Source organism: Thermoflexibacter ruber, from assembly GCF_900113045.1.
Lineage (GTDB): Bacteria > Bacteroidota > Bacteroidia > Cytophagales > Thermoflexibacteraceae > Thermoflexibacter > Thermoflexibacter ruber.
Genome location: NZ_FONY01000005.1, coordinates 178,854 through 198,353, shown reverse-complemented (window position 1 = coordinate 198,353; position 19,500 = coordinate 178,854). Strand labels below are relative to the sequence as shown.

Sequence of the window (19,500 nt, the reverse complement as noted above, 5' to 3'; positions counted from 1 at the left end):
TCCTTTTTTCCTATAAAACTCCATGCTTCATCAATTTGAACTCTTTGATAATACTTTTTTTGAGGTTTGATTTGTACTTGTTTTCCCCATTTTAAAATCAATCTCAAGACAGCATTTATACTGACTAAGAGCACATTACAAATATCTCTCACACCACTACCACGTAAAAGCATAGGCTTCATCAACTCTTTTATCTCAGGATTACAAGCATTATAAAAATATTCATCTTGAAACTGTTTATCACAAGATTGACACTTGTAATTTTGCTGTCCATTGGACTTTTTACCATTTTTTACTACTGTCGCACTATGGCAATCAGGGCAGTTTAGCTTTTGGATTACTTTAGACATAATCACAAAATTAAATCCTCTTTGCCTATTTTCAACTTATCATACAATTAGAAGCACCACCAGTTTTTATAGTAAATTTAAGATGCAACCTATAAGCACAAATAGTTCATTTTTCAATGAACTTCTTAAATATTTCAAAGCTCTACCCATTTGGGTTTCAACAGTTTTAACGGAGATGTGTAAAAGGTCTGCTATTTCTTGATATTTAAGTTCTTTGTCACGACTTAAGCGAAAAATTGTTTTACATTGGTCTGGTAAGGTTTCTATGGCTTTCTCGATTTTTTCTATAAGTTCTTGTTGGATTAATAATTTTTCTGGATTTTCTTCTTGCAGGAAAGAGGTAACCGTAGAAATTTCTTTGAAAATAGGATTTTGCTTCTTTAGGTAATCTAAGCAATGATTTTTTACTGAAGTGTATAAATAAGATGAGAAAGTATGAGTTAAGTGTATATTTTGGCGATTTTTCCATATTTTATAAAAAGCATCAGCGACCAATTCTTCTGCAACTTCTGGTTTGCCGACTATTTTAATTGCAAAGTTGCATAAGGGCGAGTAAAAATGATGGAATATCATTTCAAAAGCCTTATAGTCGTTTTCTTGTGAAACTTTTTGAAATAATAGGGCAATGTCTACGTCTTTGTTTGACATGAGTTTTATGCTCAATAGTTAAGGCAAACATAAACAAAGCTAAGTAAATTTTATTATTTAGCAAAAATTGTTTTTGATGATATTTATTACGTCTTACTCACTAAGATTATTTTCATTTTATCTGCCTTTACCACTCCTTTGTAAAACTCAAGCCACTCTTCGTATTTTTCTTTGGGAAAAATATTTTTATTCAGGCTCACTTGGTGAGTATAAATAATTCTGTTTCCTTCAAAATTGATGCTTGCTTGGTAGGCTTCAAAAGCAAATTGTATGTTTATATTTTCGGGCTTGTGTTCTAAATATAGACAAATACATTAAAGTTTTATATTTGTAAGAAAAAACTTGATAGCCTGCGGAGAATCGAGAATACTCTATGTAAATGAAACTGCTTTCCGCTTATTAGGCAAAATGGGAAAATTTTGGCAAAAGAAGTGTGTAAACTTATGCTTAAACAAATTTGTCGCTATGCTCATTTATTAGCTATGAGTGCCATTAGCAAGTAGGGAGATTTATATTTTCAAACTCATCTTTATACTTTTACGGGCGAAAGGGTAGTAGGTTTTTGGGGGAGTTATTAACTTTTTTGATAACAAAAAATTACTCGTTATTTGGGACATAGCAAAATACATAATAGCAGTAAAGAGGTCAAAGAGTTTTTGAAACAAGACTATCAGGAGTGTATTTTCTTAGCTAAAATTCTACCTTATAGCCCTAAACTGTATGCAGCTGAACAAGTTTGGAAAGTTATCAAGCGATATATACTCTCCAGTATGGTTTATAAAAGCCTGACACAATTAAAGAATTTTAGGATACTCCAATACTAAAGTGCCAAAATTAAAACTTTTCTCAAGCATCCTAAGGGCAATTTTTATAAATCTTAAATTTATAAAACTATCTTTGAGCTATTTTTAGCTCTGAGTACACTTTACATCTATGATGTTATTATTTTACTATGCCTTTTAGCTCTATCCACAAATTTACTGAGTTCAACGAGTTTCACCATGCCGCTAATGGGCTGGTACGCTCTGCCCACAGCGAAATCCATATATTTAGATTCGAGGATATTGGAAAGCAAGTGATAAAAAATATGCCTCTGTTCCGCACTTCTTTTTACCAAATAGGGCTGATGCGAAATGCCAAATTCAGTATGAGTATTTATGATACTGTACATCAACTTGACGAGCAGTGTGCCTTAGTATTTTTTAAACCGGGTCAGCTGATTCAGTTTGAGAGCGACCCCAACTGGCAGGGTTACGTCCTTATGTTCAAGGAGAGTTTCCTTTCTATCAAGCAAGACAATCCGAATGCAAAAAAAGAATTTACCTTGCTCGACCCTACTACTGAGTCTTTTACCTTAATTACCAAAGACATCTATGATGAACTAAGCGGAATTTATGAAAAGATTTTACACGAATATACTAATGATTTCCCGCAATCTTTGCCTGTGATAGAGCTTTATATTCATATTCTTTTTTACAAAATAGAGCGCTTGTGTAAGATAAGTAAAGAAATTGACGAAAAACTCTTTTCCTCGCGAAAGGCAGAAATTACTTATCAGTTTAAAAAATTGATACAGAATAATTTGAGAACTTCAAAAAGTGTAACAGACTATGCCGATATGCTCCATATCTCCCCGAAGTACCTTATTGAGGTCGTTAGTGATGTTACCAATCAGTCGCCCAAGGAACTAATCAATGAGCAGATTATCTTGGAAGTCAAAACTTTACTGAAACACACTGATTATCCCATTAGCGACATTGCAACAGCTTATCATTTTACTGACCAATCACACTTTGCCAATTTTTTTAAGAAAGCGACTAGTCTTTCTCCTTTGGAGTACAGGAATCTGCATCGTTCAGACTTCAAAAAGTAATATATTTTCCTGATTTTATATAATACCGAACTATTTACAATTTCTACTGAATTTTCTACATAACCAATAGCCAAAAGCATGGGTTTTTAATGTGTTAAAAAATTATTTACGCAAAAAAAACGAAAACATGAAAAAGCTATTTTTTATCGCCTTTACTTTTATTATTTCTATCTCTATTTTGTACGCTCAGAAACCGGGAGCAAGACTACTTGACCCTACCAATCACGCTTTGGTACTCATAGACCACCAAAGCCAAATGGCTTTTGCTACTACGAGTATTTCTAATGTAGAGCTTCGAAACAATGTAGCCGTAGTAACAGGCTCAAGCAAAATTTTTAATGTGCCTACTGTAATTACTACCGTTGCCCGTAACACCTTTTCAGGACCTCTATTCAGAGAAATTTTAGAGTTTTACCCTGAAGCTGCCCAAAATGCCATAGACCGTACTACTATGAATACTTGGGAAGATGTTAATGCCCACAAAGCCATTGTAAGTAAGGGGAAAAAGAAACTTGTTTTTGCAGGGCTTTGGACAGAGGTATGTATTGTAGGTCCTGTACTGAGTGCTATTTCCGATGGCTACGACGTATATGTGATTACCGATGCTTGCGGTGGGGTGAGCAGCGAGGCTCATCTTATGGCTATCCAACGTATGATACAAGCAGGGGCGCAACCCATGACCTCTATCCAATATGCTCTCGAGCTGCAAAGGGACTGGGCAAGAAGCCAAACCTATGATGCAATTAACTCGCTCATGAAAAAGTATGGCGGGGCGTATGGCGCAGGTATAGAGTACGCCAAAGATATGTTTAACGCACAGGAAGGAAAGAAGTAAGTGATGAGTAGGTAAGCCTATAATGTCTTGAAAGCCTTATAGGTTTTGCTTCCAAACCTGATTTTTTAAAATATCTATTCCTAACCCTTTTACAATGAAATATTCTTTATTTTTTATTTTTTTCCTGTGCTGGTTCGGTAGCGGACAGGCACAGAAGGGGAAGATAGTACCCGACCTAATTGTGCATAATGCTACTATCTATACGCTCCACGCACAGCAGCCTACTGCCCAAGCGATAGCCGTAGCCAACGGAATTATTGTGCAAGTAGGAGATAACCAAAGTATTCTGAAGTTGAAAGACAAAAAAACAAGAGTGATAGATGCAGGTGGCAGGGCGATTATTCCGGGTATTTTTGACTCACACTTACACGTTATCAGAGGGGGCAGGTTCTACAACAGCGAACTGCGCTGGGACGGTGTACGCTCCCTTAAGCGTGCCTTAGAAATACTCAGAGAACAAGCAAGCCGCACTCCCGAAGGGCAGTGGGTGCGTGTGGTGGGTGGTTGGAATGCCTATCAGTTTGAGGAAAAAAGGCTGCCAACCTTAGAGGAAATCAATGAGGCAACCGGCAATGTGCCTACCTTTATTTTGTACCTCTATGGACACGCTTACCTGAATAAAGCAGGTTTGAGAAAACTCAATATTGATGAAAATACGCCCAACCCCAACGGTGGCTGGATAGAAAAAGACATCAAAGGACAGCCTACGGGCTTGCTGGTGGCTGACCCCAACGCTTTTATTTTGTACTCTACTTTGGCGCGACTACCTGAGCTTTCTGATGAGGAAAAGCTAAACTCTACTAAGCTCTATATGGCAGAGCTAAACCGACTGGGCATTACAGCAGTTATGGACGCAGGCGGAGGTTTTCAAAACTATCCCGATGACTACGGCATTACCGACAAACTTTGCCAAACTAACGAGCTGACGCTAAGAATACCTTTTTATCTTTTTGCCCAAAAAGCAGGTAAGGAACTCGAAGATTATTCCCAGTGGATTCGCACTGTAGAAATAGGAAAAAACTGCGATGAGCATGAAGCAAGCAATAGCAAAACGCAGTTTTTTGGCAGGAAAAAATTAGAGTATTACGTGCAAGGAGGTGGTGAAAACTTGGTAGCAAGTGCCGCAGACTTTGAGAATTTTGATAAGCCAAGACCAGAGCTATCACCCGCTATGGAAAGGCAACTCAAAGAGGTAATAGGTGTTTTGGTGAAAAACCGATGGGCTTTCCGCCTTCATGCTACCTATAATGAAAGCATTACAAGATTTCTGAACGTGATAGAAGAAGTAAATAAAGAAACACCCTTAAACGGCTTGCTTTGGTTTTTCGACCATGCTGAGACCGTTTCAGAGGAAAACTTGATGCGTATCAAGGCGTTAGGTGGCGGCATTGCTATTCAGCACCGTATGGCTTTCCAAGGAGAGAGTTTCATCAAACGCTATGGGAAAAAAGCCGCAGAATACGCCCCACCTATCAAGAAAATGTTGGACTTAGGCATTAGGGTAGGCATGGGGTCAGACGGCACGCGCGTAAGCTCTTATAACCCTTGGATAGGGCTTTACTGGCTCACTACGGGCAAAACCATAGGAGGCTTAAAGCATCTGGCAGACGATAACCTTCTGGATAGAAAAACCGCTTTGGAGCTTTACACCGTAGGTAGTGCCAAGCTGATAAACTTAGATGGTGATAGAGGAAGACTACAAGTAGGCTATATGGCTGATTTTGTAATACTTACTGATGATTATTTTAAAGTAAGTGAAGAAAAAATATTGGAAATCGAGGCATTGATGACCGTAATAGGGGGGAAAGTAGTGTACGGGAAAGACCAATTTGCTCAGTTTGCTCCCTTGCTTCCTAAAGCCACCCCTGCATGGTCACCTATCAATTTTTATGGAGGATATCAAAAAAAATAAAAACATGGAAAAAATCTTTTGGATTGTTCTGGTATTTGCCGCAGGAGCTATGCTCCCTGTGCAAGCAGGACTAAATAACCTAATGGGAAAAGCCCTCGCAAGCCCGTCTTGGGCTGTACTGATTTCTTTTTTTGTAGGTACATTGGCAATGCTGATTTATGTAGCCATTACAAAGCAAGGTTTGGCATGGCAAAGTTTTAAAGATGTTCCCCAAGTTACTTGGATAGCAGGCGTATTAGGAGCTATTTATGTAACCTCCGTAGTGTTGGCTTTTCCTAAGCTGGGAGCAGCTCTCACTTTTGGGCTGATTGTGGCAGGGCAGCTAACTATCTCTTTGCTCTTAGACCATTTTAAAATTTTAGTTCCTATGGCTCATAGCATTAATCTTTATCGTTTACTTGGCATTGTACTAATTATAGCAGGGGTAGTGCTAATCAGAAAATTTTAACCTGAAGTAAAACTTGAAATATGAATAGGTGCATCTATTATATTTTCATTATTAATATTTTATATTATCTTAGTTCAAGTTTTGCTTTTGCCCAAGAAATAAATAAATTTCTGGGCTTGCGATACGACGAGGATTATCGTTTTTTAGCAAAAGATTCTTTACCAAATTGGTATAAAGACCTAAAATTCAATCCTTTGAATAAAGATAAATCAAAGTTTGTTTCGCAAGGGGGAGAAGTCCGCTATCTGATGCAATACTTCAAGAATGAAGACTGGGGTGATGCGCCCGTGGACTACACCTCTTTTTATACCCGTTTTCTCTATCATACCGACTGGCATTGGAGTAGCTATATTCGCTTTTTTGGTCAATTAAGCAGTACTTTTGCTAACGGCAGAGTTACACCTAATAGAGGCATAGATGAAACCCGATTGGACTTGCACCAAGCATTTTTAGATGTGTATTTTTCTCTTCAGAGCAGTGCCAAATTGACTTTTAGGGTAGGTAGGCAAGAATTGTTATACAGTTCGCAACGCCTCATATCCGTTAGGGAAGGACCCAACAACCGACAAAGTTTTGATGCGGTAAAACTATTTTACAAAAATGAGATATGGCAAATGGACGTGTTTTATGCTCAACCAGTGATAAACAAAGCCAATATCTTTGACGATAATAGCACTACCGACAGAAAAGTGTGGAGTCTCTATGTTGTAAGAAGAAAAGTGCCTATCGTAAGCAATGTGGATTTGTATTATATCGGTAACTACAACAGAATCATACAATTTAATGGAGTGGCTGGGGAAGAACTGAGACACTCTTTTGGGACAAGGATTTGGCACAAGGGGCAGCAATGGACTTACGACCTCGAAGCCTTGTATCAGTTGGGCAGTTGGGGGGAGCAGGCTATCAGGGCTTACACCGCTTCGGCAAATGTAACCTACTCCCCTAAAATGTGTAAACTCTCGCCTACTTTTGGCTTAAAAACGGAATTTATCAGTGGGGATAGACAAAAAGATGACCAAAGGCTAAACACCTTTAATCCACTTTTCCCCAGAGGAGCATATTTTGGATTAGCGGCTTTGATAGGTCCTGCTAACTTGGTGGATTTGCACCCTTCTATCGAGATAAATATTACTCCTAAACTTGTCTTTGGGATAGATTACGATGTTTTTTGGAGATATAGCCTGCAAGATGGCATTTACGGACCTAATGTAGTGTTGATTTATGGCGATAGGGAGAGCAAAGAGGCATATATAGGTAAGCAATTAGGGATAAGTCTGGAGTACACCCCTAATCGGCATTTTAGCATAGTCCCCGAAGTTACATGGTTTTCCGCAGGGAACTACCTCAAAGAGGTAAGCAGTGGGAAAGATGTGCTATTCGGAGCAGTTACTATGCAGTTCAAGTATTAATAACCCAACTCTAAAACTTTATTTATGGAAACAAAAATTGGCATTAGTGCAGAAAATTTGCAAGCAGTAACCCAAATACTTGCAAAAATTTTGGCAGATGAGTTTGTGCTTTATACCAAAACTCGAAATGCGCATTGGAACGTAGAGGGTAAGGATTTTTATTCGGTTCATAAGTTTTTCGAAGACCAATACGAAGCATTGGACGAAATTATAGACGATGTGGCAGAGCGTATTCGTTCCCTTGGGCATTATGCCCCTGCTACTCTTAAAAACTATCTCCAACTTACTCACCTCACCGAGCAGGCAAGGGAGAAAAACGATAGTGAGGGGTTTATTAGAGAACTTCTGCAAGACCACCAAAGCATTATTATTTATCTTAGGGAAAACATCAACCGATTTGCTAATGATTACCATGACCTTGGTACAAGCGATTTTATCACAGGACTCATGGAAAGCCACGAAAAAATGGCATGGATGCTAAGGTCGCATTTAAAATAAAAAATACATAAAATCATGGAAAATACACTGGTAGAAATACTTGACCAACTTCGCAAGGAAGGCTACACCGAAGATTTTAACCTCAAAAAAGACTGTTTGGAGTGTATAAATGGACAATATCAAATATTTCATGATGAATTTCAGGTGGATAAAATTTTTAGGTTTGAGGGCGACAGTAATCCTTCTGATGAGGCCATTCTTTATGCAATTTCTTCAGAAAAATACAAACTGAAAGGTGTGCTGGTGAATGCCTTTGGGGTATATGCCGAGCCACTGACCAACGAAATGATTACAAAACTTAAACAAACTCAAATCTAATGAATTTAACTGATAAAGTAGCTGTTGTTTTAGGAGGTACAGGTGGAGTAGGCGAGGGAATCGTCAAGGCTCTTTTGCAGGCTGGGGCAGCCGTAGTAGTACCTACTCGTAGTCCTCATAAAACAGAACGCCTGCAAGAATATGTGGGCAAAGATTTATCCGGAAAACTATTAATCAAAATAGGAACTGTTACTGAGGAAGATAGTGCTAAAGAGCTTGCTTCGTTTCTTCAGAAAGAGTTTAAGCAAATAGATATTGGCGTAGCCTCTTTGGGGGGGTGGCATCAAGGTTTTCCGATTTATAGCTATCCTATGGAGCATTGGAATAGGATTTTAAACGACAACCTTACTTCCCATTTTTTGGCTATTAAAACGCTGATTCCTTTGCTTAATCCACAAGAGGGCTATTATTTTCATATCAACGGCTTCAGCGCAGATGAGTCCTATCCTATGGCGGGTCCTGTGGCAATGACTGCTGCCGCACAAAAGTCTTTGATTCAGACTCTTGCCCAAGAGGTAAACAGGACAGGTATCAAAGTTTATGAATTAATCTTAGGACCTATGAAGACCAGAGATAGGTTAAAGCATGGGCATGGGCAACCCAATTGGTATTTCCCAGAAGAAATAGGCGACTATATGATAAAGGAAATGCAAAACGGTTTTCAAGAAAAAATCATACATTACTTGCTAAGTAAAGGCTAATAATGTATAAAAATTGACTTAATTGAGATAACTAAAATATTACAAAATATGAACCACAAAATCACAGGCTTACATCACGTAACAGCATTGTCCTCTGATGCTCAGGCAAATTTGAACTTTTATGCAGGGATTTTGGGGCTAAGAATGGTGAAAAAAACCATCAACTTTGATGCCCCTGATGTCTATCATCTCTACTACGGCAATGAAACAGGAGACCCGGGTACTATTATGACCTTCTTCCCCTATCAGGGTTTGAGCAGGGGCAGGAAAGGCAAGGGACAGCTTACCATTACCTCTTTTTCTATTCCAATGAATGCCTTAGACTATTGGATAAAAAGATTAAAAAAATTTGGTATTCCGCATACTACCCCCCAAGAAAGATTTGATAAGGAGGTTTTTATCTATTTTGAAGATAATGATGGATTGGGTGTGGAGTTAGTTGCCAATGACATGGACGAGAGGGCTGGTTTTTCCTATGGACAGATTCCTTTGGAGTATGCAGTAAAGGGTTTTTATGGAGTAACTTTGGCAGAGGAGGGGTACGAGCGTACCGCAGGGCTACTCATTGGTAAGATGAATCACCAACTTGTTGCGGAGAAAGGCAATGTGTTTCGCTTCTCGGCTTCGGGCAAGGCGGGAGATTTTGTAGATATAAACTGCACCCCCGATGCACTAAGAGGCTTGGGAGGTAGCGGTACTGTGCATCACTTGGCTTTTGCGACTCCAGATGACAAAGTGCAGTTAGAGGTAAGAGAAAATCTGCTCAGTGTAGGCTACAATGTAACGCCTGTCATGGATAGGCAGTATTTTCATTCTATTTATTTTAGAGAACCGGGTGGTGTGCTTTTCGAGGTAGCTACCAGCGACATCGGTTTTACCTACGACGAGCCAAAGGAAAAATTAGGCGAAGCCCTCAAACTGCCACTTTGGGAAGAGCCTCACAGACCTGAAATAGAAAAAGGCTTAAAAGAAATTACTCTCAATATAGAAAAATTTATGGATTAAGCTATGCACCAGTATCAAATCTATACCAAAGGAAAAAACTTGCCCAATGCTACTAAGGCATTGATTCTTTTGCATGGGCGGGGCGCATTAGCACAAGATATTTTAACTTTATCAGATTTTTTTGCTGATGAGCGTTTTTATATTGCCGCTCCCCAAGCAACTAACTACACTTGGTATCCTTATAGTTTCATGACAAAAGAAAGCCAAAATGAGCCTTGGCTAAGTAGTGCGGTGGAGGTAGTCAAAAGACTGATAGACGAAACAAGTCAATACATTCCTGCGGAACACATTTACCTCATGGGTTTTTCACAAGGAGCGTGTTTGACTTTGGAAGTAAGCAGTCGCTTTGCTCAAAAATATGCAGGCATTGCAGCTTTCATAGGGGGGCTAATTGGTGATAAGTTATTGGCTGAACGCTATCAAGGTGATTTTAAAGGGACTAAGGCTGTCATAGTGAATAGCGATATAGACCCTCATGTGCCGCTCAGCCGTTCCGAAGATTCAAAAAAAATCATGGAAGGTTTAGGAGCAGAAGTACACTTGCAAGTATATCCCAATATGCCACATACGATTATTAATCAAGCAGTGGAGTTGGTAAAAAAGCTGATGTTTTAAAATATAAGTCTAATTTTCCAACTCAGCAAATAAAGTTTTATTCTTTTGGCAAAGTTTCAAACTTTGCCAAGAGGATAATTGTACAAGAGGATAATTGTATTTTAAAAGCTAATTTTTCACCTTTGCAATGCCTTCCAAAAATCTTCTGCACAGGCTTTTGCGTCGATTTTTACATATACTTTTATTGTTCTTTGTTTGTTTTCAGGAGGGGTTTTAGCTTTTTTTATCTGCGACCATTGTGGATGGAGATAGGCTTCCACCAAAGCTAAGTCCCACATAATGCGAGTTTTATCTTGGGGGTTGTGTTCTTTCCACCTATCTGCTAATATTTTTTCTATTTCCTTGCTTTCATCTAAGCGTTGGTAGGTTTCCTGTCTATCAAATTGTAGCGGGAAGGCCGCCTCCAAAGGCATCACTGTTAAGTCTAAACCTTCTTTATTAAGAAGATAGTCAAATGCGTTTAAATCATTGCGAATATTAAATTCGCTTTTGTTCCATATCTTTGTCTTAGGATTGTACTTTGCTCCTAACACAAAGCAACGAATTTTAGGCAAAATCTCAGGTGCAATCATTACCGCCGCTGCAAGGTTGGTCATAGCCCCTATGGTAATAATGTCGAGTTTTTCTCCTTGTGGAAGTACTTTTGTAGCATTAATCATTGCCCGTGCTGCAGGAGAATCTCGCGGGTCCTCTTGTCCCCATGCCCTGCCAATTTGTCGGTCTGCTCCTATTTATTGGGTGAGGAATATCTAATCTGCCTAATGCCTTTAAAATCTGCTCATTAAGTTTTTGGCTTTCTTGTACTGTATTTAGTCCCTTGCTTTCATACCCATTCCATTTTTCAAAGACCAATAAATCAGCATTGTTAAAATGTGCAGCACTCAACCCAACAAGGTCTATACTTTGTTCTTTGACCAAGCGAGCTATGGCATAGAGGTCGTCTATCTCATTGCCCGTATCCGCATCTAACCATACTTTTTGCTTGCTTTGGGCTAATAGCATAGTTGATAAAAAGTATAAGCAAAAAAAAGATAAAAGAGTGTTTTTCATGTTCATAGTTAATTTTTGTGATGCAAGTACAAAGTTACATTTTTATGAGGTAGTGTGCATATCGCAAATGTATTTGTGCAGAGCTGGTTTAGTGGCACTTCCCTTGCTCTACGCACAAAGTTTATAGAAAGTACAAATTAACCCGCCTTGCTACAAATGCAATGTTGGCTAATGTTTTTGTTTTTTATCACACTCATTTTCAGAATATTAACGCAAATATTTCTGCCAATTTCTTGTCTATGTCGCCTGAAAATTTGTTGTACGGAATATCCAAACTTCGCATTTGTGGTTCTGTCCGTTGCTTATGAGGTAAAAGTCAATTTCTCGTTCAAAGTCTAAGTCATCTTCTTGCTTAGCTTTTGCACCTTTCAAATGAATGGCACAGTTTTCTGTCGGTACATCAAAAAGCATACATAAGGTTTGCATAAGTGGTTTTTCAACTTTTTTACCTGTCGTACTCCATAAGCCACTACGCAAAGCGGCACGCTTTACTGCTAAGGTATTGATGACGATTAGGCTTTCGTTTATGTTCAGTTCTACACTCACGCCACGAAAAACGCAGGATTTAGAAACTCCTTTTTGTACCAATCCATCACGTCTTTGTTTCGCAATTTTGCCTGTACGATTTTTTCAAAAAAGTCCATAGCAAACTGCAAAAATTGGGCGTTGATAAGTGCCACAACTTCTATGCGGTAGTCTTGCCCTTTTATCAGACGTAAAATGATACTTTTCGTTACTTGTTCAGTTAAAGTCATTTTCTTTTTGTTTAAATTATTTTACGCCTACGGCGTTTTTTGTTGATGATTGATATTTTTTGCTACCAAGATTACAGCCCTGACGGGCTTGTTACAAAAATTGTATTTTAAAAGCCTTTAGGCTTGGTATCTTTGTAGAAAATTATTGATTTTATGATAAAAAACGCCGTAGGCGTGAAATTTTGGCAAAACAACGATACTACAAAGATTACAGCCCTAAGGGGTTTATTTTAAATATAATCAATCAAATTACCCACAATTTTTCCGTTATTGTCAAACACAAACCTGAATGCACAAAATGGATTTGCTTGCATTGCAAATCTTCTATTTGGACAGAAAAATCACCTTTGGGAAATAAAATTTTTAACCCATTCATAATTTCATTGGAAAGTAACAAAATTCCCTTGATTGTCCCTACAAAATTTTCGCAATATCGTGTTTGAGTAAATCTACTAAAAAACTTCCATTAAAATTTTTTGGCAAGAAGCCGAAATTTTCTAAAATAAATGCAATACTCCCATATCCTTTTGCTTATCAATTAGATGGGCTAAATCTCCGTTACTTTTGTTTTTTAGTTCTATTACCAGTTCTTTTGTTAGCATTCTCACTCCTTTTTATGGGTGCAAGTTACGATTTTTTTGGACTTTTTTGTTCTTGGTTTTGGGTTCTTAAAATATCAATCAACTCGCTATGTCTTATTTGTGGCATCACTTATAAAAGTTTTGCCTTTCCAACTGGTTTTTTTACAAAAATTTCAAAGATAAATGTTTAGATTAGCTTATTTTTTGGAAAAATGTTTTTTAACTTTGCAAGTTTTAAAAGCCATAATCTTTGTTAGTAAAGATGGGCTAATAAAATTATTAAAGTTTAAGTAACACATAAACAAATAGTTGCAAGCAAAAGACACCGCTCTATTCTATGGAAAATACAGTCGCAAAAAAATTAGAAGCTCTTTTAAAACTCCAAAACATTGACTCTAAATTAGATGAAATCAGAAAAGTACGTGGCGATTTACCCGTTGAGGTACAAGACTTAGAAGATGAAATCGCAGGTTACGAAACGAGAATTGGCAAGTTTAAGGAAGAATTGAATGTACTTAACGAAGCTATCTCTAAGCATAAAATAGAAATCAAAGAAGCAGAGCGGCTCATAGAAAAGTATCAGCAACAACAAAACAATGTAAAAAATAACCGTGAGTTTGAGGCTATTGCTAAAGAAATAGAACTACAAGACCTTGAAATACAATTAGCTAAAAAGAAAATCAAGGAAACACTCGCCAAAATTGAGAAAAAAGAAGAAGCCATAGAGGAAACAGAAAATATTTTGGCTGAGCGACACAAAGACCTCAAAAATAAACGCAAAGAGTTAGATACTATCATGGCTGAGAGCGAGGAGGATGAAGACAAGTTGTTGAAAGAGAGAGAAAAACGAGCCAAAGCTATAGAGCCTCGCCTTTATAAGTCCTATACAAAAATTCGCGAAAATGCACAAAACGGACTGGCAGTAGTGGTAGTAAAGAGAGATGCTTGCGGTGGTTGCTTCAATGTGGTGCCTCCTCAACGCCAAGCAGAAATTAGAGAGAAGAAAAAAATTATTGTTTGCGAACATTGTGGGAGGGTACTTGCAGACGTGGAGGAGGTGGTAGTAGTAGAAAAAGAAAAAACAAAGAAAACAAGCCTTCGCAAAAAAGTAGCAGAGTTGAATAATCCCGTGAAAGTGATAGAAGAATAGTACAATTTCTTAAAGAATCTAAACGAAACCCTAAGTATTTGATGATGCTTAGGGTTTTATATGTAGAAAGTTAAGTAAATCAAATAAAAAAATTAGTTACTCCCAATTCTATCAAGAAAAGATATATGTGTATTTTTGCTCAAATACTTATAAAACTTTAACCTATGTCATCTCTTTCCTTGACAGAACTATTTTTCTTACTTTCTTTTGATAGTCGTAAACGAGTTTTTTCCAATTGGTACTACACAGGAAAATTTAATTATGGATTGTGTGGAGCTTTGCTTTTTGAGCTAATTTTATCCAAAAGACTTGTTTTTGCAGAAGATAAAGAATTAGTAGAAGATAAAAATGCCCCTGCGAACAGAACTTGGGTAGTTCCTCTCCTCGAGGAGATAGAAAAAAAGCAATGGTTTATTATTCTTTTTGGCAAAACCCATCAAAAAACACTTGCTAATTGGTTAAAAGTATTCAATGCTCATGTATATAATATTCGGCAAGGGACAAGGCAGTATTTGGACAGTGAGAAAATTATAAACAAAAAACCCTCTAAAATCTTTGGAGTTAAGCTATATAGTCATACATATTTAGAAAATCTCTCCCTTTTACAATCTCTAAAGCAAGACTTATTACAAACTATCTTAGGTACAAAAAGCCCTGAAATTCAAAACTTGATGCTACTTCGCCTTATCAAAGGACTTAAAGTTACCAAAGATATTTTTTTAGAAAAAACAGCACTGGAAAAGAAAGAGTTAGAACAAAAACTAAATCAACTATTTGAGCAAGAAGAGATCATCCGTACCTTGCAAGATTTGCTATTGGAAGTTCAAAGGCAAGAAAGATGGGAAGACGTATTGGATTCTTTAGATGTTATTTCTGAAGCCATAGAGGCTATTGGCGATGCAGTAGATGGCGTAGGCGACGGAGGCGGAGATGGAGGCGGAGACGGTGGTGGAGATTAAGAAAATCTGACATTAAACTAAAATATTCATTCAAATACTATATTCAAACTTTAAACTAATATGCCAAATTTAGAACAAACAATGCGTTGGTTTGGGCTGAGTGACCCTGTCAGCCTTCAAGACATCAGACAAGCAGGAGCGACAGGAGTGGTTACTGCCCTACATCATGTTCCCGTAGGAGAAATTTGGACGGTAGAGGAAATTCAAAAGCGAAAAAAAATAGTAGAAGACGCTGGTTTGACTTGGACAGTCATAGAAAGCCTGCCCGTTCACGAAGACATCAAAAAACATACAGGAAACTACGAAAAACACATAGAAAACTATAAGCAGAGCCTCAAAAATGTAGCCCAGTGTGGTTTGAAAGTTGTTACTTATAACTTTATGCCTATTTTGGATTGGATGCGTACAGACATTCACTTTACCCTGCCCGATGGCAGCAAAGCCCTGCGTTTTGAAAAGTCCGCCTTCATAGCTTTTGATTTGTTTTTACTCAAAAGACCTCATGCAGCAAAAGATTATACCTCAGAAGAAATAGCTAAAGCTAAAACCCGTTTTGCAACTTTGACAGAGGAGCAGAAAGAAATCCTTTTTCAGAATGCTTTATTAGGTTTACCGGGTAGCGAGGAGAGATTTACTACCGAGCAGATTTTAGCCGCTTTGAAAACCTATGAAAGCATTGATGCTAAAAAATTGAAAGACAATCTTTTTTATTTTCTTCAGCAAGTCGTTCCTGTGGCAGAAGAAGTCGGCTTACAAATGGCAATCCACCCAGATGACCCTCCTTATCCTATTTTAGGTTTGCCAAGAGTAGTAAGTACGGAACAAGATGCCGTAGAACTACTAAATGCCGCTCCCTCGCCAGCTAATGGGTTATGTTTTTGCACGGGTTCTTATGGGGCAAGACCAGATAATGACCTTGTAGGTATGATAAGACGCTTAGGCAAGCATATTCATTTTCTTCACCTTCGCAGTACTCAAAGAGATGAAGAAGGTAATTTTTACGAAGCTGACCACTTGGGAGGAGATGCAGATATGTATAACGTAATGAAGGAAATCGTTTTACTCATGCGTCAAAAAGGCGTTTCTATTCCTATGCGTCCAGACCACGGTCACCAAATGCTTGATGATTTGAAAAAGACAACTTATCCTGGGTACTCTGCCATAGGGCGTTTGCGCGGTTTGGCAGAGTTGCGAGGCTTAGAAATGGGCATAAGCAAGTCTATCTAAGATGCTTATTGATATTCTTCAGAAAACTGAATACCTAACTGTGCTAATTCTTCTAAAACAGGAACATAGATTTCTGCTTGAACAGGGATTAGCACTCCTCTAAGCGATATTTTTCCGTGTAATAGTAGCTTTGTAGCGATACCCAAAGGTAGCCCCACTGTTTTTGCCATAGCTGTTTCCTGTTTGTTTTCACCTTTTACTACCAAAGAAGAAAACAGTTTCTTTTTCTCGCCTTGCAAGGTTTCGTATTCAAAGATGTGCTGCATGACTATCATATCCTTGTCGTCTGCTTCCAATTTCCATTTTTTTTCCAATAAATGCTGTAGAATTTGGGCGGGAGTAGCTTGTGGCAGACCGATTCGTTCATGTCCCAATAAGCCAAGCCATTCTATCTTTTTTATCAACTCGTGATTAGGAGTTACCCCCAATAACATTGCTAACTTTTCCTCTACCAAATATGTCTTGCTGTATTGCAAAAACGAATTAGTAAACTCACGATAAGTCATATTTTCGCTATTCTCTATTACATAGCTGTCATCAGTCATGCCTAATTGTACAAAGACATTCCAACTTTGACAAAAACCTTTACTTCGCAGTGTTCCTCTTAGCAAAGTAGGAATATGAGCAATGCCATAAACTTCTCTATAGGTAAGCGAATCTCGGTTGGGATAGCCTTCAAACTCTCCATGACCTGTGATGCTAACTTGCTCTAAATGACTAAATAAGCGATGATAAGGCACATACTTGTACTGACCATTGATGATGTATTTGGCAGTGCCTTGTCCTGCCAAAACTACATTGCGAGGATTCCAAGTAAACTTATAGTGCCAAGGATTATTATCATATTCTGGAGCAACCAAGCCACCAGTGTAAGAGCGGAAAGCACTGATTTTTGCTTCCTCAGCCTTTAACCTATCTATAATTTGCATGGCAGAAAGGTGGTCTATGCCAGGGTCAAGTCCTATCTCATTGAGAAATAATAAGCCTTTACTTTTGGCTTCACTATTCATGGCTTTGATTTCAGGAGAAACATAAGAGGCGGTAATCAAATGCTTATGAAACTTTAAACATGCCTGCGCTACTTTTGAGTGCAAAAAGGGAGGTAAAAGGGAAATTACTACCTCTGCCTCTGCAATCTCTTTGTCAGCTATTTCAGCTTGATTGATGTCAAATTGTATAGCTTTTCCCTTGGGGTGATTTTTCACTTTTTCCTGTGCCAACACTAAATTCATATCTCCTACGATAAGTTCCCAATCTTCTCGCATAGCACAATTTAGAAGATACTGAATAAGGCTGTAAGAAGAACGTCCCGCCCCAATAAGTAAAATTTTTTTCATTTCTTTATTATAAAGTTAATCAGTGTAAGAGTATGTTTAGAAAATAGCAAGCCATTTTTGGAAAAATACCAAAAGGCTGTTTTGAACGCCTAAGGAGTGGAATCTTAGTAGAAAATACGCATTCCCCTCCTCTTGAAAAGCTCGGTAGGGGCGAAATCTTGCCTTAAAAAAGCAGAATCAGAAGCCTTTATTTCTCTTTCCCATTTTTCTTTGCTAACTGTCTTTCTAAGAGCAGTTTAAGCATGCCATCTTTCAAACCTACATCAGGAACTAACATTTTTTTTGCGCCTGCGATTTTCATTACCTCTAAGTAGATTTCTGTAGCAGGAATAATGACATCGGCGCGGTCGTCATTGAGTTTGAGTTCCATTTTCATCTCTGTAAGCGAGTAAGAAGCTAACAAACGCTTAGTGCGTTCTATTTCTGAAAGGGTAATCATATTCCCATCTTTTACTCTTACAAACTCAAAAATTTTATTGATGTTTCCACCCGTACCTACTGCAATGAGTTCACCTTTGATAAATCGCTGTTTGCTATTTATCCAATCCTCTATTTCCTTCCAGTTAGTGTTTTTTGTATTCTCCAATCTTCTCACAGACCCCATTTTGAAGGAGTGCATGGCTACTTTCTGCCTATCTACGTACAGGTTTAGCTCTGTACTTCCGCCGCCTACGTCAATGTGTAAAAAATTTCTATCGTCTAAGTGCTTCACGATTGCCTGCGAGATAATTTCGGCTTCTTTTTCTCCTTCTATGATTTCTATTTTCAAGCCTAAGGTGTCGTACACTTTGCGAACTATTTTATCTGCATTTTTTGCCTCTCGCATCGCTGAGGTAGCACAAATCATATAGTCATCTACCTCATAAAGCTCTATTAATAACTTATAGGCGTGCATGAGTTTGATGAACTTTGCTTCGCTTTCTGCCCCAATTTCATTGTAGTTGAATACATCATGCCCTAAGCGCAAAGGGAAACGCACATATTCTATTTTTTTAAAAACGTATTCGCCTTGGTAGTCGGTGGCACTACTGACTTGGAAGCGAATAGCATTAGAACCAATATCAATTACTGCAAGTTTCAAGAGTGGTAAGTAATTTTAGGTTAGCAACTTTGTTTTCAATAATTTACAAAAAATGTTAAAAACTCTGCAACAAAACTATCCTTTTCAAAGTGATATTGCAAACTTTTTTGCTTTAATTCATACTGCTGCAAGTATTATTTTTTGGCATTCCTAATACGAATGGGGTTATACCAAAGCCAAAATCCACTGATGGAGAGCAAGATAAGCCCTAATGAAAGCGTTGTAGTATAGAACAATTTGAAAGCATCATTATCGGTTTGCACCCAAAAATCGATGATAGAACCGTCATGTATTTTCTCGATAATGTCAGAGTTTCGCTGATTTACTGCCAATATTTTTCCCGTTTTGCAGTCTATTTGCAGCTCGGTAAAATGTTCTACAAAAATAATTTTAGCAATGCCTTTTTGAGGGCGAATGTCTATTCTATCTATTTTTATAGATTTTTTTAATTCGTTCTGTACGTAATCTATCGCTACTTGCTGAATACTATCTATTTTAATCCACTCGTTACTTTGGCTACTTTCCCCTTTTTCTGTTTTGGGTAAGATTCCCACTTGCTTTTTCCAATCAAGAAGCAAACCTGTAACTCCCATTAAAAACATAAATAAAAAAAGAGGCACGGCTATCCATTTGTGCAGTTTGCGATAGGTGCGTGTAATTTGTGCTATTTTACTTGTTTTTTCGCTCAGGATAAAATCTTTTATTATTTCACATTTTAAAACTAAATAAAAAAGTCCTTCTCTACGAA

Annotated in this window: 22 protein-coding genes; 13 read left to right on the top strand and 9 right to left on the bottom strand. The window is 37.9% G+C overall.

Annotated elements, in window-relative coordinates; translation table 11 throughout:
- Positions 1–350 (bottom strand): IS1 family transposase (locus BM141_RS04540; protein ID WP_143090798.1); only part of this gene is annotated, 350 nt, incomplete at its 3' end.
- A gap of 66 nt (positions 351–416) precedes the next feature.
- Complete coding sequence (locus tag BM141_RS04535) at positions 417–998, bottom strand: RNA polymerase sigma-70 factor (RefSeq protein WP_091540750.1); 582 nt, start codon at positions 996–998, stop codon at positions 417–419.
- A 952-nt stretch (positions 999–1,950) separates the two neighbouring features.
- Between BM141_RS04535 and BM141_RS04525 the strand changes: the two genes are divergently transcribed.
- The 10 genes from BM141_RS04525 (at position 1,951) to BM141_RS04480 (ending at position 10,612) form a co-directional block, all read left to right on the top strand.
- Positions 1,951–2,871: a helix-turn-helix domain-containing protein gene (locus BM141_RS04525; RefSeq protein ID WP_091540744.1), complete on the top strand. Its 921-nt coding sequence runs from the start codon at positions 1,951–1,953 to the stop codon at positions 2,869–2,871.
- Between the two features lie 127 nt (positions 2,872–2,998).
- Entirely contained in the window at positions 2,999–3,706 is a 708-nt protein-coding gene (locus tag BM141_RS04520) for a hydrolase (protein WP_091540788.1), read from the top strand.
- A 94-nt stretch (positions 3,707–3,800) separates the two neighbouring features.
- Positions 3,801–5,618: an amidohydrolase gene (locus BM141_RS04515; RefSeq protein WP_091540741.1), complete on the top strand. Its 1,818-nt coding sequence runs from the start codon at positions 3,801–3,803 to the stop codon at positions 5,616–5,618.
- 4 nt (positions 5,619–5,622) lie between these two features.
- Positions 5,623–6,066 carry a DMT family transporter gene (locus BM141_RS04510; RefSeq protein ID WP_091540785.1) on the top strand — a complete coding sequence of 148 codons (444 nt, stop codon included), beginning with the start codon at positions 5,623–5,625 and terminating at the stop codon, positions 6,064–6,066.
- Positions 6,067–6,086: 20 nt separating this feature from the next.
- Positions 6,087–7,475: an alginate export family protein gene (locus tag BM141_RS04505; protein ID WP_091540737.1), complete on the top strand. Its 1,389-nt coding sequence runs from the start codon at positions 6,087–6,089 to the stop codon at positions 7,473–7,475.
- Between the two features lie 24 nt (positions 7,476–7,499).
- The gene (locus BM141_RS04500; RefSeq protein ID WP_091540734.1) at positions 7,500–7,973 is read left to right on the top strand and encodes a Dps family protein; all 474 of its coding nucleotides are present in this window, start codon (positions 7,500–7,502) and stop codon (positions 7,971–7,973) included.
- A 15-nt stretch (positions 7,974–7,988) separates the two neighbouring features.
- Positions 7,989–8,291 (top strand): phosphoribosylpyrophosphate synthetase, encoded by a 303-nt coding sequence (locus BM141_RS04495; protein ID WP_091540731.1) that lies wholly within the window; start codon positions 7,989–7,991, stop codon positions 8,289–8,291.
- Complete coding sequence (locus BM141_RS04490; protein WP_091540728.1) at positions 8,291–8,992, top strand: SDR family oxidoreductase; 702 nt, start codon at positions 8,291–8,293, stop codon at positions 8,990–8,992. The genes BM141_RS04495 and BM141_RS04490 overlap by 1 nt, the downstream gene beginning before the upstream one ends.
- 48 nt (positions 8,993–9,040) lie before the next feature.
- Complete coding sequence (locus BM141_RS04485) at positions 9,041–9,997, top strand: ring-cleaving dioxygenase (RefSeq protein ID WP_091540726.1); 957 nt, start codon at positions 9,041–9,043, stop codon at positions 9,995–9,997.
- A gap of 3 nt (positions 9,998–10,000) precedes the next feature.
- Complete coding sequence (locus tag BM141_RS04480; RefSeq protein WP_091540723.1) at positions 10,001–10,612, top strand: alpha/beta hydrolase; 612 nt, start codon at positions 10,001–10,003, stop codon at positions 10,610–10,612.
- Positions 10,613–10,728: 116 nt separating this feature from the next.
- On the opposite strand, the gene BM141_RS23525 is transcribed toward BM141_RS04480, so the two are convergent.
- The 4 genes from BM141_RS23525 to BM141_RS04465 form a co-directional block, all read right to left on the bottom strand.
- Positions 10,729–11,271 (bottom strand): nucleoside hydrolase, encoded by a 543-nt coding sequence (locus BM141_RS23525; RefSeq protein WP_245763979.1) that lies wholly within the window; start codon positions 11,269–11,271, stop codon positions 10,729–10,731.
- Entirely contained in the window at positions 11,264–11,662 is a 399-nt protein-coding gene (locus BM141_RS23520) for a hypothetical protein (RefSeq protein ID WP_245763978.1), read from the bottom strand. The genes BM141_RS23525 and BM141_RS23520 overlap by 8 nt, the downstream gene beginning before the upstream one ends.
- Before the next feature lie 237 nt (positions 11,663–11,899).
- Positions 11,900–12,250: a hypothetical protein gene (locus tag BM141_RS04470; RefSeq protein WP_221407625.1), complete on the bottom strand. Its 351-nt coding sequence runs from the start codon at positions 12,248–12,250 to the stop codon at positions 11,900–11,902.
- Entirely contained in the window at positions 12,205–12,417 is a 213-nt protein-coding gene (locus BM141_RS04465; protein ID WP_091540716.1) for a CfrBI family restriction endonuclease, read from the bottom strand. Before BM141_RS04465 ends, BM141_RS04470 begins: the two co-directional genes overlap by 46 nt.
- Before the next feature lie 918 nt (positions 12,418–13,335).
- Between BM141_RS04465 and BM141_RS04460 the strand changes: the two genes are divergently transcribed.
- The 3 genes from BM141_RS04460 (at position 13,336) to uxuA (ending at position 16,334) form a co-directional block, all read left to right on the top strand.
- Entirely contained in the window at positions 13,336–14,148 is an 813-nt protein-coding gene (locus BM141_RS04460) for a zinc ribbon domain-containing protein (RefSeq protein WP_091540713.1), read from the top strand.
- Between the two features lie 164 nt (positions 14,149–14,312).
- A complete protein-coding gene (locus BM141_RS04455) occupies positions 14,313–15,107 on the top strand; it encodes a GPP34 family phosphoprotein (protein WP_091540708.1) in 795 nt (264 codons plus the stop codon).
- Positions 15,108–15,167: 60 nt separating this feature from the next.
- Positions 15,168–16,334, top strand: a complete 1,167-nt coding sequence (gene uxuA, locus BM141_RS04450; RefSeq protein WP_091540704.1) for a mannonate dehydratase — start codon at positions 15,168–15,170, stop codon at positions 16,332–16,334.
- Between the two features lie 5 nt (positions 16,335–16,339).
- Here the strand turns inward: uxuA and BM141_RS04445 are convergent, their stop codons facing one another.
- The 3 genes from BM141_RS04445 to BM141_RS04435 all read right to left on the bottom strand — a co-directional run bounded on the left by BM141_RS04445 (position 16,340) and on the right by BM141_RS04435 (position 19,390).
- Positions 16,340–17,671 (bottom strand): saccharopine dehydrogenase C-terminal domain-containing protein, encoded by a 1,332-nt coding sequence (locus BM141_RS04445; protein WP_091540701.1) that lies wholly within the window; start codon positions 17,669–17,671, stop codon positions 16,340–16,342.
- Positions 17,672–17,858: 187 nt separating this feature from the next.
- Entirely contained in the window at positions 17,859–18,752 is an 894-nt protein-coding gene (locus BM141_RS04440) for a Ppx/GppA phosphatase family protein (protein ID WP_091540697.1), read from the bottom strand.
- A 134-nt stretch (positions 18,753–18,886) separates the two neighbouring features.
- Positions 18,887–19,390 (bottom strand): PepSY domain-containing protein, encoded by a 504-nt coding sequence (locus tag BM141_RS04435; protein ID WP_262509449.1) that lies wholly within the window; start codon positions 19,388–19,390, stop codon positions 18,887–18,889.
- Positions 19,391–19,500: the final 110 nt, after the last annotated feature.